The organism is Streptomyces spinosisporus (assembly GCF_022698145.1).
GTDB lineage: Bacteria > Actinomycetota > Actinomycetes > Streptomycetales > Streptomycetaceae > Streptomyces > Streptomyces spinosisporus.
This window is the reverse complement of the sequence record NZ_JALDAX010000006.1, coordinates 397,449-411,199: the sequence shown is the minus strand read 5'-3', so window position 1 is coordinate 411,199 and position 13,751 is coordinate 397,449. Positions and strand designations below refer to the sequence as shown.

General features: G+C 72.3%; 15 protein-coding genes. 8 read left to right on the top strand and 7 right to left on the bottom strand.

Annotated features, from left to right (window positions below; all coding sequences use genetic code 11):
• Window positions 1–6: 6 nt before the first annotated feature.
• A complete protein-coding gene (locus MQN93_RS19265) occupies window positions 7–474 on the bottom strand; it encodes a hypothetical protein (protein ID WP_016430565.1) in 468 nt (155 codons plus the stop codon).
• Between the two features lie 86 nt (window positions 475–560).
• Window positions 561–1,292, bottom strand: a complete 732-nt coding sequence (locus tag MQN93_RS19260; RefSeq protein ID WP_016430564.1) for an FAD binding domain-containing protein — start codon at window positions 1,290–1,292, stop codon at window positions 561–563.
• 254 nt (window positions 1,293–1,546) lie between these two features.
• Between MQN93_RS19260 and MQN93_RS19255 the strand changes: the two genes are divergently transcribed.
• Window positions 1,547–2,191 carry an alpha/beta fold hydrolase gene (locus MQN93_RS19255; RefSeq protein WP_063747863.1) on the top strand — a complete coding sequence of 215 codons (645 nt, stop codon included), beginning with the start codon at window positions 1,547–1,549 and terminating at the stop codon, window positions 2,189–2,191.
• A 34-nt stretch (window positions 2,192–2,225) separates the two neighbouring features.
• Here the strand turns inward: MQN93_RS19255 and MQN93_RS19250 are convergent, their stop codons facing one another.
• Window positions 2,226–3,434 carry a chitinase gene (locus MQN93_RS19250; RefSeq protein ID WP_242710479.1) on the bottom strand — a complete coding sequence of 403 codons (1,209 nt, stop codon included), beginning with the start codon at window positions 3,432–3,434 and terminating at the stop codon, window positions 2,226–2,228.
• A 166-nt stretch (window positions 3,435–3,600) separates the two neighbouring features.
• Between MQN93_RS19250 and MQN93_RS19245 the strand changes: the two genes are divergently transcribed.
• Together MQN93_RS19245 and MQN93_RS19240 are read left to right on the top strand one after the other, a co-directional pair.
• The gene (locus MQN93_RS19245; RefSeq protein WP_037779923.1) at window positions 3,601–5,310 is read left to right on the top strand and encodes a tetratricopeptide repeat protein; all 1,710 of its coding nucleotides are present in this window, start codon (window positions 3,601–3,603) and stop codon (window positions 5,308–5,310) included.
• A gap of 24 nt (window positions 5,311–5,334) precedes the next feature.
• The gene (locus tag MQN93_RS19240) at window positions 5,335–6,084 is read left to right on the top strand and encodes a GAF domain-containing protein (RefSeq protein ID WP_016430560.1); all 750 of its coding nucleotides are present in this window, start codon (window positions 5,335–5,337) and stop codon (window positions 6,082–6,084) included.
• On the opposite strand, the gene MQN93_RS19235 is transcribed toward MQN93_RS19240, so the two are convergent.
• On the bottom strand, window positions 6,032–6,820 hold the full coding sequence (locus MQN93_RS19235; RefSeq protein ID WP_242710478.1) for an SGNH/GDSL hydrolase family protein: 789 nt from the start codon (window positions 6,818–6,820) through the stop codon (window positions 6,032–6,034). The genes MQN93_RS19240 and MQN93_RS19235 overlap by 53 nt on opposite strands.
• Before the next feature lie 33 nt (window positions 6,821–6,853).
• Window positions 6,854–7,858 (bottom strand): LacI family DNA-binding transcriptional regulator, encoded by a 1,005-nt coding sequence (locus MQN93_RS19230; RefSeq protein ID WP_242710477.1) that lies wholly within the window; start codon window positions 7,856–7,858, stop codon window positions 6,854–6,856.
• Window positions 7,859–8,074: 216 nt separating this feature from the next.
• Between MQN93_RS19230 and MQN93_RS19225 the strand changes: the two genes are divergently transcribed.
• Together MQN93_RS19225 and MQN93_RS19220 are read left to right on the top strand one after the other, a co-directional pair.
• Window positions 8,075–9,010, top strand: coding sequence for an amidohydrolase family protein (locus MQN93_RS19225; RefSeq protein ID WP_242710476.1), 936 nt, complete (start codon window positions 8,075–8,077; stop codon window positions 9,008–9,010).
• Window positions 9,007–9,507 carry a cysteine dioxygenase gene (locus MQN93_RS19220; RefSeq protein WP_242710475.1) on the top strand — a complete coding sequence of 167 codons (501 nt, stop codon included), beginning with the start codon at window positions 9,007–9,009 and terminating at the stop codon, window positions 9,505–9,507. Before MQN93_RS19225 ends, MQN93_RS19220 begins: the two co-directional genes overlap by 4 nt.
• Before the next feature lie 27 nt (window positions 9,508–9,534).
• On the opposite strand, the gene MQN93_RS19215 is transcribed toward MQN93_RS19220, so the two are convergent.
• Window positions 9,535–9,924, bottom strand: coding sequence for an ATP-binding protein (locus tag MQN93_RS19215; RefSeq protein WP_016430555.1), 390 nt, complete (start codon window positions 9,922–9,924; stop codon window positions 9,535–9,537).
• A 332-nt stretch (window positions 9,925–10,256) separates the two neighbouring features.
• Between MQN93_RS19215 and MQN93_RS19210 the strand changes: the two genes are divergently transcribed.
• Together MQN93_RS19210 and MQN93_RS19205 are read left to right on the top strand one after the other, a co-directional pair.
• Window positions 10,257–11,345, top strand: a complete 1,089-nt coding sequence (locus MQN93_RS19210) for a PP2C family protein-serine/threonine phosphatase (protein ID WP_242710474.1) — start codon at window positions 10,257–10,259, stop codon at window positions 11,343–11,345.
• A 21-nt stretch (window positions 11,346–11,366) separates the two neighbouring features.
• Window positions 11,367–11,807, top strand: a complete 441-nt coding sequence (locus MQN93_RS19205; RefSeq protein WP_242710473.1) for an OsmC family protein — start codon at window positions 11,367–11,369, stop codon at window positions 11,805–11,807.
• Window positions 11,808–11,890: 83 nt separating this feature from the next.
• Here the strand turns inward: MQN93_RS19205 and MQN93_RS19200 are convergent, their stop codons facing one another.
• Window positions 11,891–12,463: an Rv1733c family protein gene (locus tag MQN93_RS19200; protein ID WP_242710472.1), complete on the bottom strand. Its 573-nt coding sequence runs from the start codon at window positions 12,461–12,463 to the stop codon at window positions 11,891–11,893.
• Window positions 12,464–12,743: 280 nt separating this feature from the next.
• Between MQN93_RS19200 and MQN93_RS19195 the strand changes: the two genes are divergently transcribed.
• Window positions 12,744–13,748: an Acg family FMN-binding oxidoreductase gene (locus MQN93_RS19195; protein ID WP_242710471.1), complete on the top strand. Its 1,005-nt coding sequence runs from the start codon at window positions 12,744–12,746 to the stop codon at window positions 13,746–13,748.
• Window positions 13,749–13,751 lie beyond the last annotated feature (3 nt).

Sequence of the window (13,751 nt, the reverse complement as noted above, 5' to 3'; positions counted from 1 at the left end):
ACGGGCTCAGTCCCACAGGGGATACGTCACCGTCCGCGCGAAGCCGTCCGGCCTGTCGCCCTGGTACTCCAGGGTGATCCGGCTGTAGTGCTGCACCTCGGGGTGCTTTTTCCAGGGCTTGACGCGGTCCAGGCGGACGACGACGCGGTAGGAGTGGAACTTTCCGGCCGCGCAGTAGGGCCTGCAGTCGTTGACGACGTTGACGCCCTCGGCACTCGCCGAGCCCGTGCTCCACTTCGACCAGTGCAGCGAGGTCAGCCGGCTGTTGCCGTCACCGCAGGCGAGCATGAAGTCGGCGGGGCGTACGTTCGCGTGCCAGAAGCAGTCCACGATCACGGGGGAACGGGGCTCCTGACGCACCGTGTCCGCGGCCGGGGCCGCCGTGGGGCGGGCGGACGACGGTGCGCCCGCTGCCGCCGCCAGCGAGGCCGCGAAACAGAGCGTCACCGCAGTCCTGAGTGCGTAGCTGCGCATATCCGCTGCCCCCTGTCGTCACGAACCGACCCTACCGACGCTACGACCGTAGGTGGGGATGCACCACTCGGACGGAGCAACGCGAGCTACTGCGGGGACCGGCCCACGGGACGGTTCAGCAGGTCGGTGACGTGGTCGCGCACGACCTGCCACGCCGTGGAGTGCAGGGTGCCGAGGGGAGTGGCGCCCAGGGCGGCGATCGCCTCGTCGCTGCCGGTGTGGCAGGGGACGTCGTCCGCGAGCACGTCGTAGCCGTCGCGGACGGCGACATGGAGCCGGGCGGGCGCGTCGTCGGGGGTGTGCACCGCGGCGGCGACGACGAACGGCGGCGGGCCGCCCGCCTCGGCGGGCAGCTTGCGGTAGCTGCTGGCGACCGGTTCGGGCCAGTGCAGGCTGAGCAGCAGATGGTTCTTGGCCACGACTTCGGCGAGATCGGTCTCGAAGACCCGGTCCCGGTCGAGCACCCTTGCCCGCGCGGTCAGCACCAGGGCGGCAGGCAGCAGACAGCGCAGGGTGCTGCCGACGATGTTCCCGCCGACGGTGGCCGTGCGGCGCACGGCGCCCGTCCCCACCGTGGCCGCCGCCCGGTGCAGCACCTCGGGCACACGGTCGTCGATCCGGCCCAGCACCACGGCGGCGCCCAGCGCGCCGCGCGCGAGCACATTGGCCTCCGGCAGGTTGCGCAGCGACATGGCCTGTTCGGGGAATCCGTCGCGTTGCCAGCCGGCCCACACCAGGGTCGCCCCGCCGATCGGTACGGCGCCTTCGGCCATGCACTCCTGCGCTTCGGACACGGACTCGGGCAGACGTAGCAGCACGGCAGCCGACCTGCTTTCTTGGCGAGTTGGAGCTGAGGTGCACCGGGCCGCGGTCACGGGAGCGCGGACGTGGCGCATTTTCCCCGCCCGCGTGGAGGCGCGTACAGGGCTCACTGATCTCCGGCGTGCGCCCCTTGCTGCACCACCTCACAGGATCTCCGGGGGAGGATGGGGGTCCGCAACGGAGAGGTGCCGTACCGGTGGGACGCGCAGGAGCAGTGCAGCGGGGGGCGTCCGCGCTGATCGTGCGGCACATGCCCCGCGATGCCGCGTCCGGCGCGATCGTGACGCTGCACGGCGGCAGCGAGCTGAACCACCGGCCGGCGCGCCCCTGGCAGCTCGCCGTGCTCCGCATGCATCCGCTGCTGCGGGTGGCCGCAGCTGCCGCGCCGCCCGACACCCTGCTCGGCCGGGTCCGTTACCGGCACCGGGGCTGGAACGACGGCGATCCCGCCGACGACGCGCTGCGGGCACTGGACGAACTGCGCCGCCTCGCGGGGGACGTGCCCACGGTCCTCGTCGGGCACTCGATGGGCGGCAGAGCGGCGCTGCGGGCCGCGTCGCACCCGCTGGTGCGCGGGGTGCTGGCACTGGCGCCGTGGTGTCCGCCCGAGGACTCGGCCCGCCATCTGACGGGCGTCCGCCTGGTGGTGCTGCACGGGGACCGCGACCGCGTCACGCCTCCCGCCGAGTCCGCGGACCATGTGCGCAGGGCGAGGCAGGCGGGGGCGTCGGCGGGCCTGGTGACCGTGCAGGGCGGCGATCACGCGATGATCCGCCGCATGGGGGACTGGCATCGCGCCACGGCCGGGATCGTGGCGGAGATGCTGGGCGCGGATCCGGACACCGAGGGGCTGACGGCGCGGGCGTGCGCGGCGGACGGTGCCGTCCACCTGTAGCGGCGGACGGCACCGTGGATCCGTAGGACCGTCCTCAGCAGGCGCCCTCGTCCTGCCACACGCCCCAGTCGGAGGCGGCCGGCGCCTCGTTCTGGGTCCACCACTTGGCCTTCCAGTTGTGCTTGTTGTAGGAGACCTCGTCGCCCGCGTTGTAGACCGCGCTCGAACTCCAGGCGGTCTTGCAGGAGGTGGGCGTCGGCGTGGGGGTGGGCGTCGGGTTCGTCTCGGGAGGTGTGGCGCCCGCGAACTTCACCGAGTACTTCGCGAAGTCCCAGGAGTTCTGGGTCACGCTGGAGCAAGTGCCGGACGTGCGGCCGCCGTTGTCCGGCGGGTTGCACTGGCGGTCGCGGTTCAGGGACCAGAAGGTGAAGCGGTCCATGTGGTGACTGGTGGCGTAGTCCAGCACGGTCTGGAAGTCGGACTGCGTGAACATCTCGCCGGTGTCGCTGCGCCCGTTCATCCCCGAGAAGCCCTCGTGGGCGTAGGCCGTGGCCTGGTCCCAGCCGAAGGTCGACTGCAGGATGGAGTTGAAGTTGGTGAGCGCGCTCGTCTGCGAGGCCGCTCCGTTGAAGCCGCCGTCGAACGGCATGATGGAGAAGTTGTTGGGCGTGAAGCCCTGCGACTTCGCCTCCAGCAGCATCTGCTTGCCGAACCAGCCGGTGCCGTCGGCGGTACCGGCGGTGGTGACGGAGACGTACAGACCGGGGTTGTTCTGCTGGAGGATCTTCGCGGCGCCGATCTCGTTCTTGATCGCCGCGGTGTTCTCGTACTCCGGCTCCTCCAGGTCGAAGTCGATCGCGTGCAGGCCGTACTTGGTGATGACCTGCTGGTACGCCGCCGCGGTCGAGGCCGTGTCGGAGCACGCCTGACCGAGCTTGGTGCCGCCGTAGCCGCCGATGGAGACGGAGACGTCGCCGCCCTTGCCGCGGATGGTGTTGATGACGGACTGGACGGCGGTGTCCGAGGAGACGGGTGCGGTGCCGCCCCAAGTCGGCGTGCAGCCACCGCCGTTGGGGGCGAGGACGAAGGCGAGCTGGAAGGCCTTGAGGCCGGTGGCGTCCATGATGGCGCCCGGGTCCGGCGGGTCGTTGTCCAGCGGCATCAGATAGGGAGCCGCCGCGTACCAGCGGTTGTCGAGCGCGCTGGTCGCGCCCGAGGCGTTTCCTGCGATCAGAGCGGTGGTGCCCGCGGCGGTGAGTCCAACTGCCGCGGCTGCGCCCAGACATGCGCGAAGACGTCTCACGATGTGCCTCCGGTGGGGGTGGGGAGAGGGCCCCAGCTTCCTGCTGCCGGATCACCCCGTCCATCGGTTGGACTAGACCAAACACGCTTTTGGTCTGGACCATGCAATTTCTTTGCCCACGAAGACGACTTGTGCCTTACGGCCGTTGTGCGGTATTTCGTGAGGGGTGACCTATTACGACCTCGGCAGCCACGGCCGGCGTGTGACGACCACGTCCGCCGAGGCGCAGATGTGGTTCGACCGCGGACTGAACTGGACGTACGCCTTCAACCACGAAGAGGCCGTGCGCTGCTTCGAGGCCGCCGCCGCGGCGGACCCCGGCTGCGCCATGGCCGACTGGGGCGTCGCCTATGCACTGGGCCCCAACTACAACAAGCCCTGGGAGTTCTTCGACGAACAGGACCTGGCGCGGACGGTGGAGCGCACCCACGCCGCGGTCGAGCGCGCGCACGAGAAGGCCGCCGGTGCCACACCCGTCGAGCAGGCCCTCGTCGGCGCCCTGCGCGCCCGCTATCCGCAGCAGCGGGCCCTCGACGCCGAGACCTGCTCCGTGTGGAACACCGCCTACGCCGACAGCATGCGGGACGTCCATCAACTGGCCCCCGACGACCTCGACGTGGCGACGCTGTACGCGGACGCCCTGATGAACCTCACCCCCTGGCAGCTGTGGGACCTGCGCACGGGCACACCGGCTCCCGGGGCGCGCACCACGGAGGCCCGGGGTGTGCTGGAACGGGCGATCGCCACGGAAGCGGGCGCAGGCCACCCGGGGCTGCTCCACATGTACATCCACCTGATGGAGATGTCCCCGACCCCCGAGGCCGCCCTGTTCGCCGGCGACCGGCTGCGCGGCCTGATGCCGGACGCGGGACATCTGCAGCACATGCCCTCCCATCTGGAGGTGCTCTGCGGCGACTACCGCCGGGTCGTCTCCGACAACACCACGGCGATCGAGGCCGACGAGAAGTTCCTGGCCAGGGCCGGGGCGATGAACTTCTACACCCTCTACCGGTGCCACAACCTCCACTTCAGGATCTACGGGGCGATGTTCCTCGGCCGCTACGAGGACGCCATCGAGACCGTGCGCCGGCTGGAGGCGGCCGTCCCCGAGGAACTGCTGCGCGTCGAGAGCCCGCCCATGGCCGACTGGCTGGAGGGCTTCCTCGCCATGCGCGTGCACGTGCTCATCCGCTTCGGCCGCTGGGACGACATCCTCGCCCTCGCGATGCCCGCGGACCCGCGGCTGTACTGCGTGAGCACGGCCATGCTGCACTACGCCCGCGGGGTCGCGCTCTCGGCCACGGGCCGAGTCGACGAGGCCGAGACCGAGCGCGGACTCTTCCGCGAGGCAGCCGCCCGCGTCCCGGAGACCCGGATGCTGTTCAACAACACCTGCGCGGACATCCTCGCGATCGCCGGGGCGATGCTGGACGGCGAGCTGGAGTACCGCAAGGGGCGCCACGACGCGGCGTTCGCGGCGCTGCGCCGATCGATCGAGCTGGACGACGGACTGCCGTACGACGAGCCGTGGGGCTGGATGCAGCCCACCCGGCACGCCTACGGGGCGCTGCTCCTCGAACAGGGCCTGGTCGCGGAGGCCGAGGCCGTCTACCGCGCCGACCTTGGCCTCGACGCCACCCTGCCGCGCGCGCAGCAGCATCCGGGCAACGTCTGGTCCCTGCACGGCTTCCACGAGTGCCTCACGCGCCTCGGCAAGGACGGCGAGGCCCGGATCGTGGCCCAGCAGCTGAAGATCGCCACGGCGACGGCCGACGTACCGATCGAGGCGTCCTGCTACTGCCGGCTGGAGACGAAGGCGGCCGCCGCGCCCGACGGCGCGTGCTGTGCGGACGAGCACGGCCTCGCGGCCGATTGAGCCGATGCCGCCGATGAGCGGCGGATGGTGCGTACGACGCTCTGGTTTGTCACGACTCATACGTCTTCGGTGTCGTGCGGTTGCTCCGCCCGCTCCGCGGCCCCGCGGCGGGCGACGCGGCCGGGCGCGCGGACCCGCGCGTCCCGGCGAACGATCCCCCGGGTCCCGGCCGGGACGCTGCTGCGGCTGCTGACGGGCATCGGCACCACGCTCGACGAGGACACCACCTGCGCCGAACTGACCTGGAGGGCCTGCCGCCATTTTCGCTGCTCGGCGGCGGCCGTACGGGTCGACGGGACGAGCGTGCCGGGCCACGCGGCCATCGCGGGCGACCCGGACGCGCTGCCGGACCCGCGGTGGGTGGCGGCCGTGGCTCGGGACGCGGCATTCCCGGCGGCCGAGCACCCGGAGGACCGGGACGGTGCCGGGGACGGGGGAGTGTGGTACCGCGCCCACCCGGTGGCCGACCGGTCCCGGCCCGTGCTCTGCGTCCCCCTCGCCACCGGCGAACACCGCTACGGCGTCCTCGTGTGCGCACGGGAGGGCAGCCCCTTCCCACGCGCCGACGCGCGGCTCCTCGCCCTCTTGGCCGAGCGAACCGCCTCGCACATCCGGCACGCCCGGGAGTACGCCGGGGTCAGTCGCACCGCCTGTCTCGCGCCCGACCGCAGCGTCATCCGACGCGGATCGAGGGGCGGTTGCTCGGTGCCGGCGGGCCCGGTCACCCCACGTGCTGCGGCCTCACCGGACCCGGCACCGGTCTCTTCGCCGTGAAGCCGTCGCCCGGTGTGTGTCCGCGTAGTCGTCGCCATGCCCAGGGGCCGACGTGGTCGACGGTCCAGCGCAGGTCGGCGCCGAGGGCTTTCAGGGTGGGGGCGCGTGTGGTCGGGGGGAGGGGGTGTGACCAGGTGGCGTGGCCCGGGAGGGCGAAGGTGTGGGCCATGCCTGCGGCGATGCGGGTGTGGCCGGTGGGGCTCGCGTGGAGGCGGTCGTCGCTCCACATGCGGGGGTCGGCCGTGAAGGGGAGGGGGAAGAGGTCCAGGAGGGCGACCTCGTAGCGGCTCGCCAGGTCACGTAGACGCGCGTTGAGGTCGAGGATGCGGGGGCGCACCCGGCGCGCGACGGGGGAGATCTTGCCCAGGTCCGGGAAGGTCATGGTGGCGACCCGCGCACCCGACGCGGTGAGCCGGGCGAATGTCTCCTCGATGTTCGCGGCGACCGCCTCGGGGTCGTACCGCGGCCGTACGACGTCGTTCATGCCCGTCGTCACCGTGACCAGGTCGGGGCGCAACGCGAGTGCGGGGCCGAGTTGGTCTGCCGCGATCTGCGTGCTGGTCTTGCCGCGCACCGCGAGGTTGCCGTACGTGAGGCCGGGTTGTGTCTGCGCCAGGATCTCGGCGAACCGGTCGGCCCAGCCGCGGTGCACGCCCGCCGGGCCGGGATCGCCGATGCCCTCGCTGAGACTGTCACCGATCGCGACATAACGGGTGAACGCATGCGAGACGGTCATGCTGTGCGAGTCTATCGGCGGTTCATCGCACGTTCACGCGCGCACGGTCGACCCCCGCTCGCGCATCCGCGGAGCGCACAGCACCCGCTTCTTGCGCACCCGCCTGCCCTCGATGGCGGCCACGGTCAGCCGTGCCGCCTCCTCCGCGATCTCGCTCAACCCCCAGTCCACCGTGGTCAGCGGCGGTGTGAGCACCCGGGAGACCGGATGGTCGTCGTAACCCACCACGGAGACGTCCCGGCCCACCTCCAACGAGTCCTCCGCCGCGGCCGCGTACACCCCGTACGCCAGTGAGTCGGAGAAGCAGAACACGGCGGTCGGCGAGTGCGCGCTCTGCAGCACGCGCCGTGCCACCGCCGTCGCCTCGCCCAACTCCTGTGGACAGGGGACCAGTTCGGCCCGCAGCCCGAGCCGCCCGGCCGCCTCGCCCACATACACGTCGGCCGGCCGGTCCGGAGTGCTCGGACGCGTCGGCGTCAGAACGGTCACCCGGCGGTGGCCGAGCCCGTGCAGATACTCCAGTACGGCGTCGATGCCGGCGCGGTTGTCGAAGATGACCTGCCCGGCGGTGCGGGCCCGGCTCAGTGAGTCGCCCACCGCCACCACCGGAAGTGCGTCGGCGATCGCGGCCCACCCCTCCGCCGCCGGGTTCACGGGGGAGACCAGGAGCGCGTCGACGCGCTGGTCGCGCAGCTGCTTGGCGAGCGCCAGCTCACGGTCGGGGTCACCGCCCGCGTCCAGGATCAGCGCGTACCGGTCGCCGGCCAGCAGCTCGCGCCCGATGGCCGCCATCAACTGCTGCAGCCACAGGTCCTGCAGGTCGCCGGCCAGCACACCGACCATGCTGGTGCGGCCGCTGGCGAGGGCGCGGGCGATGGGATCGGCCTCGTAGCCCAGTTCGGCCGCGGCCCGGCGCACCCGTTCCTCGGTCTCCTTGGAGACGTGCTTGCCGCGCAGGGCGTAGGAGACGGCTGCGGTGGAGAGGCCAGTCGCCTCGGCCACCTCACGAAGGGTGGTGCGCTTGTTGGGCCTGGCCATGCGGGGAAGCCTACCGGGGCGCGTGCGCATCGGGGGCGTGCGGCCCGCCGAAGGCGCCGCGGAACCCCGTCCGCGGCCGGTTGCCGCTGACCCCTTTTTTACCGTCGCAGGGTTGACACGGTCTCTTGTTAAGCGATTAAGTTAACCGCATCAGTGAAACGCTTAACACGACTCCCTCAACCCTCCCCGCCCCGCTCGCCCAGAGGACCGTCCCGCGTGCTCACCGACGTTCACCAGCACATCTGGCCACCCGCCTTCGTCGAGCTGCTGCGCTCCCGCACCACACCCCCGCACTTCGACGGCTGGACGCTGCACCTGACCGGCGAACCGCCCTACGCCGTCGACCCCGCGGACCACGACATCACGGCCCGCACCCGCCTCGCCGCGTCCGACGGACTCGACCTCGCCCTGGTGTCCCTCTCCAGCCCCCTCGGCATAGAGCATCTGCCGCCCGCCGAGGCCACCCCGCTGCTGACCGCCTTCCACGACGGCGCCCTCGACCTCCCGGCCCCCTTCGGCGTCTGGGCCTCCTGCTGCCTCACGGCACCGGACCCCGACGCCGTGGCACACGAACTGAGCCGGGGGTGCGTGGGCCTCCAACTCCCGGCCTCCGCGCTCCTCGACGCGGCGGGCTGGGCCCACTGCGCACCCCTCCTGGACGTCCTCACCCGCCACGACAAGCCGCTCTTCGTCCACCCCGGCGCCGCCCCGCCCGCCGCCGGCACCCCGCCGTGGTGGCCGGCCCTGGTGCCGTACGTACAGCAGCTGCACGCCGCCTGGTTCGCCTTCCGCGCCTTCGAGCGCACCCGCCACCCACGCCTTCGGGTCTGCTTCGCCGCCCTCGCGGGCCTCGCCCCCCTGCACGGCGAACGGTTCGCCGCGCGCGGCGGCGGCCGCGGCGAGATCGACTTCGACGTGTTCTACGAGACCTCCTCCTACGGCACTCGCGCCGTCGACGCACTCGTCCGGGCCGTCGGCATCGACGTCCTCGTCAGCGGCAGCGACCGCCCCTACGCACCACCCGTCGTCCCCGACCTCGGCGCGGACGCCGCCGTCCACGCCCTGCGCACCGCAAACCCCGCCCGCCTGCTGCACGGCCGCACCCCGGACGTGCACCGAGCAGGACGCGTTGAAGAAAGGAGCCACTCATGACGTACGAGTCCCTGCCGCAGAGGACTCTCGACAAGCGCGAACTGCAGGAACTCGTGGGGAAGTTGGCCACCCGCCCCGACCTGTGGCGCGCACAGGTGGCCTTCTCGGACAGCAAGCGGCACTACGCATCCCTGTACCGCGACGAGTACGTCGACGTCTGGCTGCTGTGCTGGACCCGCCAGAACGACACCGGCTGGCACGACCACGACACCTCCTCGGGCGCCGTCACCGTCGTCCAGGGCAGGCTCAACGAGGGCACACCGCGCATCGGCGGCACCCATCTCTGCGTCACCTTCGAAGCCGGGGAGTCCTTCTGCTTCGGCCCCGAGCACATCCACCGGCTCACCGGCGCGAGCGACGACGCCGTATCGATCCACGCCTATTCACCGCCGCTGTGGCGCCTGGGGCAGTACGACATCGCCGAGGACGGCCTGATGCGCCGGATCTCCGTGTCGTACGCCGACGAACTGCGGCCGCTGGACACACCGGCCGCCTGACGCAGGACCGTGACGGCCGGCGCCCGCTCAGGCCGGCAGCGCGAGGACCGCGCGCACCCTCTTGCCGCCGCCGGTGACCGCGGCGACGTCGAGGCGCTGGGACAGGCAACGCACCATGGCGAGCCCGCGCCCGTGCTCACCGTCGGCGGTGAACGGCCGTACGCGCGGCGGGAGCGGGCTGTCGTCGTAGACCTCGACGGTCACCCGCTCCTGGGACACGTGCAGCCGGAGTCGGCAGGCGCTGCGGCCGTGCCGGGTGGCGTTGGCGACCAGCTCGGACACGACCAGCTTCACGTCGTCGAGCTGCTCGGCCCCCGCCCCGGTCCGGGCCCGGGAGCGGGCGAGGAACTTCGAGGTGAGCCCTCGGGCCCGGCCTGCCGATGCGGCCTCGTCGAGCAGCAGGTACTCCACTCGCACGGAACGCCCATGGGTACGCCTCTGCGCACGCACGGCGGATCACATCCCCTCCTAGGACACCCGGTCTCCCCGCGGCCTGTCGGCCCGACCGGGGGCCGCACCCTGTCCGCGCGGCCGGTCCTGCCCACTCCTGATGCCCTGTGCCCGCGATCCGCAACCCTTGACGCTCCCATTCGGTGTCGTACGGGTCGGGAAATATCGGTCCTGGGGCTCAATTGGGTAAAGGGCCGGTCCGCCCTCGGGCCAACTGGCAGGCTGTGGAGTCCGAGGGTGAATGAGGGGCCCCTGCGGAAGGTGGCTCCCGGGTGGGCGCGTCGCCGATGGAGCACAGGATGGCCGCAAAGAAGCCGCAGCGCAGCCAGACGCTGCTGGTACGGCTGCCCGCCGTGGTCATGGCCGTCGTCGCGGCCGGAGACCTTCTCACCGGCCCCGGGGTGGGGTTCCTGCCGCTCGCCTCGCTCGGCCCGGCCTTCGCGGGACTGGCCGGCGGATGGCGGCGCACCGCCTGGTACGGGCTGGCCGCCCTGCTGCTGTGCGTGGGACTCGGCCTGTACGACGGGCTGTTCCAGGAGCGCCGGGGCTTCATGGCGATGGTGTCGGTGGTGGGCGTGACCGGCGCGAGCGTCGTGGCCGCCGTGATGCGCGGGCGCCGGGAGGCCGAACTCGCCAACGTGCGCTCGATCGCGGAGGTCGCCCAACGCGTCCTGCTGCGGCCGGTGCCGCTGAGCGCGGGCCCGCTGCAGGCGGCCGTGTCGTACACCTCGGCCGTGGCGGAGGCCAGGATCGGCGGCGATCTCTACGAGGTCGTCTCCTCCCCGCACGGTGTGCGGATGATCGTGGGCGACGTACAGGGCAAGGGACTTGCCGCGGTGGAGACCGCCGCGGTGGTGCTCGGCGCCTTCCGTGAGGCGGCCCACGACGAGCCCGACCTGGTGGGCCTCGGTGAGCGCCTGGAGCGCAGCGTGTCCCGGGTGCTGGAGGGGGAGAAGTTCGTCACCGCGGTCCTCGCCGAGGTCGGTGAGCGGCACGAGGCCGTCTTCCTCAACTACGGCCACCCGCCCCCGATGGTCGTACGGGAGGACGGCACCGCCCACTTCCCCAAGCCGCCGGCCTACGCGCCGCCCCTCGGCCTCGGGATGCAGTCGAGCGGCGGCCCCAAGCCGTTCTCCGTGGGCTTCGCGCCGGGCGAGCAACTGCTGCTCTACACCGACGGAGTGAGCGAGGCGCGCGACGCCAACGGCGACTTCTATCCGCTCGGCGAGCGCGCCGACCTCCTCAAGCAGGCCGACGCACAGGACGCGCTGGACGCCCTGCGTGAGGACCTGGTCCGGCACACCGCCGGGCCGCCCCACGACGACGCGGCCATGCTTCTGCTGCGCTACCACCGTCATGCGGCCGGCGAATCAGCGGGCGAGCCGTGACGCGGCATTAGGGTCGTGACCATGACCGACGACTCCCTGCGCTCCGTCACCGTCGAGCGCATCAGCACCGGACACTTCGTCGCGACGAACGCGCGCGGCGGCACGCTCAGCTTCGGCAGCGGGTCCGATCCGGACGGACAGAACGCGTTCACCCCGGTCGAGCTGCTGCTCGCCGCGCTCGGCGGCTGCACGGCGGTGGACGTGGACATCGCCACTACCCGCCACGCGGAGCCCTCCCGGTTCTCCGTCGCCGTGACCGGAAACAAGGTCAGCGACGACCTCGGCAACCGGCTGACCGACCTGGCGGTCACCTTCACCGTCACTTTCCCGGACGGTGAGGGCGCGGACCGGGCGCGGGCGATCCTGCCCCGGGCGGTCAAGACCTCCCACGACCGGCTCTGCACGGTCAGCCGCACGGTCGAGACCGGCACACCGGTCACCGCGCGCGTCGAGGACGCCTGACCCCGCGGGACGGCTGAGTGGCCTCTGCCGAGAGCGGAGGGGGGCTCTCAGGCAGGGGGCCGCGGAGTAGACGTAGGCGGGCGTCAGCCGGTCTTGTGCCCCCACCGCGGACCGATCATGGCCCACTCCCTGCTCCACATGCGGGCGCGTCGCCGGTCGAGCCCCAGCCGGGCCAGGGCGCCGGTGCCGAGCGTCAGACCCGTGACGGCGAACGCGGCGGCGGCGCCCAGTGCGGCCGATTCGAGGTCGGCCGCCGACGGGCTCGGCGGCTGGGCGGTCAGTTCACCCCGGGCGTCGGTGTGGACGACGACGTGCGATCCGGCCCGCAGCCCGGTGTCGACGAGCGTGTTCTCGGTGCGGGTGGAGCCGTCCGGGAGGGTCCAGCGGACCTTGGCCAGCGCCCGGTAGTAGCTCTTCGCCCCGGCTTGCGTCGTGTCCGAGACGAGGACGGCCGTCACGGGTATGCGCTCGGCCCGCTGCTGTGCGAAGACGGCGTCGGCGGCACGCGCGGTGACCACCCCGGCGAGCGTGCCACCCACCGCGACGATCACCCACATCGCCAGCACCAGCCAGGCCTCCAGCACGTCTTCGCGACGGCGCAGCGGGTTGGACCGCCATCGCCACAGCCACCGCTTCGTTCGCCTGCTCGCGCGCATCGGTCTGCACCTCCTCGTCGTCCCGATGCGCCCAACGTGACAGCCGCAGGCCCGGCGCGGGATGGGCCGGACAGGGGGAGTCGTGGGGCCGATCGGGCCAGGGCGGGGACGGGGGTGGGCCATTGGACCCCGGCTGCCCGCCGGGAACGTCGCCGCAAGCCTCCACAGTGACCTGTTGGGCCGCCAGGAGGGACCATCGGCCTCTGACCCGGGGCATGACGCGAGACCACGCTCGAGGGACATCAGCATTCGCTACGAGACCGTGCGGAAGGAGGGCCCCATGCGATCTGCGCCTCTCGACGCCCAGACCCTGGAAGCCTGCGTCGCCGCCGCCGTGGCCGCGCCCTCGTTCTTCAACACCCAGCCGTGGCGTTTCCGGCTGGACTCGGACACCGTCGCCTTCGAGGTGCGCGCGGACCCGGAGCGGAGCCTGCGTCACGCGGATCCGGTGGGCCGCGCCCTCCATCTTTCGGTGGGCACGTGCGTGTTCAACCTGCGTGTCGCCGTGTCCCACTTCGGCTGGACACCCGTAGTACGGCTGCTTCCCCGCCCCGACGAGCCCGGTCTGCTCGCCACCGTGCGGCTGACGGGCGGCACCGCACGGCGCCGCGCCGAACACCGTGAGGACCTTTACGACGCGATCTGGCGCCGGCACAGCAGCCGCTTGCCGTTCTCCGACCGGCCGGTTTCGCCCCAGGCACGCGCCGAGCTGGCCGAGTCCGCCCACCGGGAGGGTGCCTCGCTGAACTTCCCCGAGGCGCCCGAGACGGTGCGGTTGCTGCGAGTGACCGCGGAGGCCGAGCACCGCAACCGCCTCGATGCCGCCCGCGGCACGGAGAGTCGTCGCTGGGTGCACCCGGACGGGGACGAACGGCATGACACCGGTCTGCCGCAGACCGCGCTCGGCCCGCAGGACGCGCGGGAAGGCGTCCCCATGCGGGACTTCACCGCCGCGCGCCACCCTGAACGGCTGTCGGCCCAGGACTTCGAGACCACCCCGGTCATCGCCCTGCTCAAGACGGTCCACGACCGGCGCGCGGACTGGTTGCGGGCGGGGGAGGCACTCGAACACGTCCTGCTGGTGGCCACGGCCCTCGGCCTGCGCGCCTCCCTGCTGCACCAGCCGATGGAGTGGACCGACCTGCGCCGCGAGCTGAGCCCGGATCCCGAGCACACCGGCCATGCGCAGATGCTGATCCGGCTGGGCTACGGCCCGGAAGGCGCCGGCACCCCACGGCGTGCTCCGCGCGCCGTACTCGAAGTGGATGCCGTCCGACACGGCTGATCC

What these genes read in the sequence shown, in the direction of transcription:
- MQN93_RS19265 (WP_016430565.1), bottom strand. Translation starts at nt 474, where the DNA reads ATGCGCAGCTACGCACTCAGGACTGCGGTGACGCTCTGTTTCGCGGCC.
- MQN93_RS19255 (WP_063747863.1), top strand. Translation starts at nt 1,547, where the DNA reads ATGCCCCGCGATGCCGCGTCCGGCGCGATCGTGACGCTGCACGGCGGC.
- MQN93_RS19240 (WP_016430560.1), top strand. Translation starts at nt 5,335, where the DNA reads ATGGTGCGTACGACGCTCTGGTTTGTCACGACTCATACGTCTTCGGTG.
- MQN93_RS19235 (WP_242710478.1), bottom strand. Translation starts at nt 6,820, where the DNA reads ATGACCGTCTCGCATGCGTTCACCCGTTATGTCGCGATCGGTGACAGT.
- MQN93_RS19230 (WP_242710477.1), bottom strand. Translation starts at nt 7,858, where the DNA reads ATGGCCAGGCCCAACAAGCGCACCACCCTTCGTGAGGTGGCCGAGGCG.
- MQN93_RS19220 (WP_242710475.1), top strand. Translation starts at nt 9,007, where the DNA reads ATGACGTACGAGTCCCTGCCGCAGAGGACTCTCGACAAGCGCGAACTG.
- MQN93_RS19210 (WP_242710474.1), top strand. Translation starts at nt 10,257, where the DNA reads ATGGCCGCAAAGAAGCCGCAGCGCAGCCAGACGCTGCTGGTACGGCTG.
- MQN93_RS19205 (WP_242710473.1), top strand. Translation starts at nt 11,367, where the DNA reads ATGACCGACGACTCCCTGCGCTCCGTCACCGTCGAGCGCATCAGCACC.
- MQN93_RS19200 (WP_242710472.1), bottom strand. Translation starts at nt 12,463, where the DNA reads ATGCGCGCGAGCAGGCGAACGAAGCGGTGGCTGTGGCGATGGCGGTCC.
- MQN93_RS19195 (WP_242710471.1), top strand. Translation starts at nt 12,744, where the DNA reads ATGCGATCTGCGCCTCTCGACGCCCAGACCCTGGAAGCCTGCGTCGCC.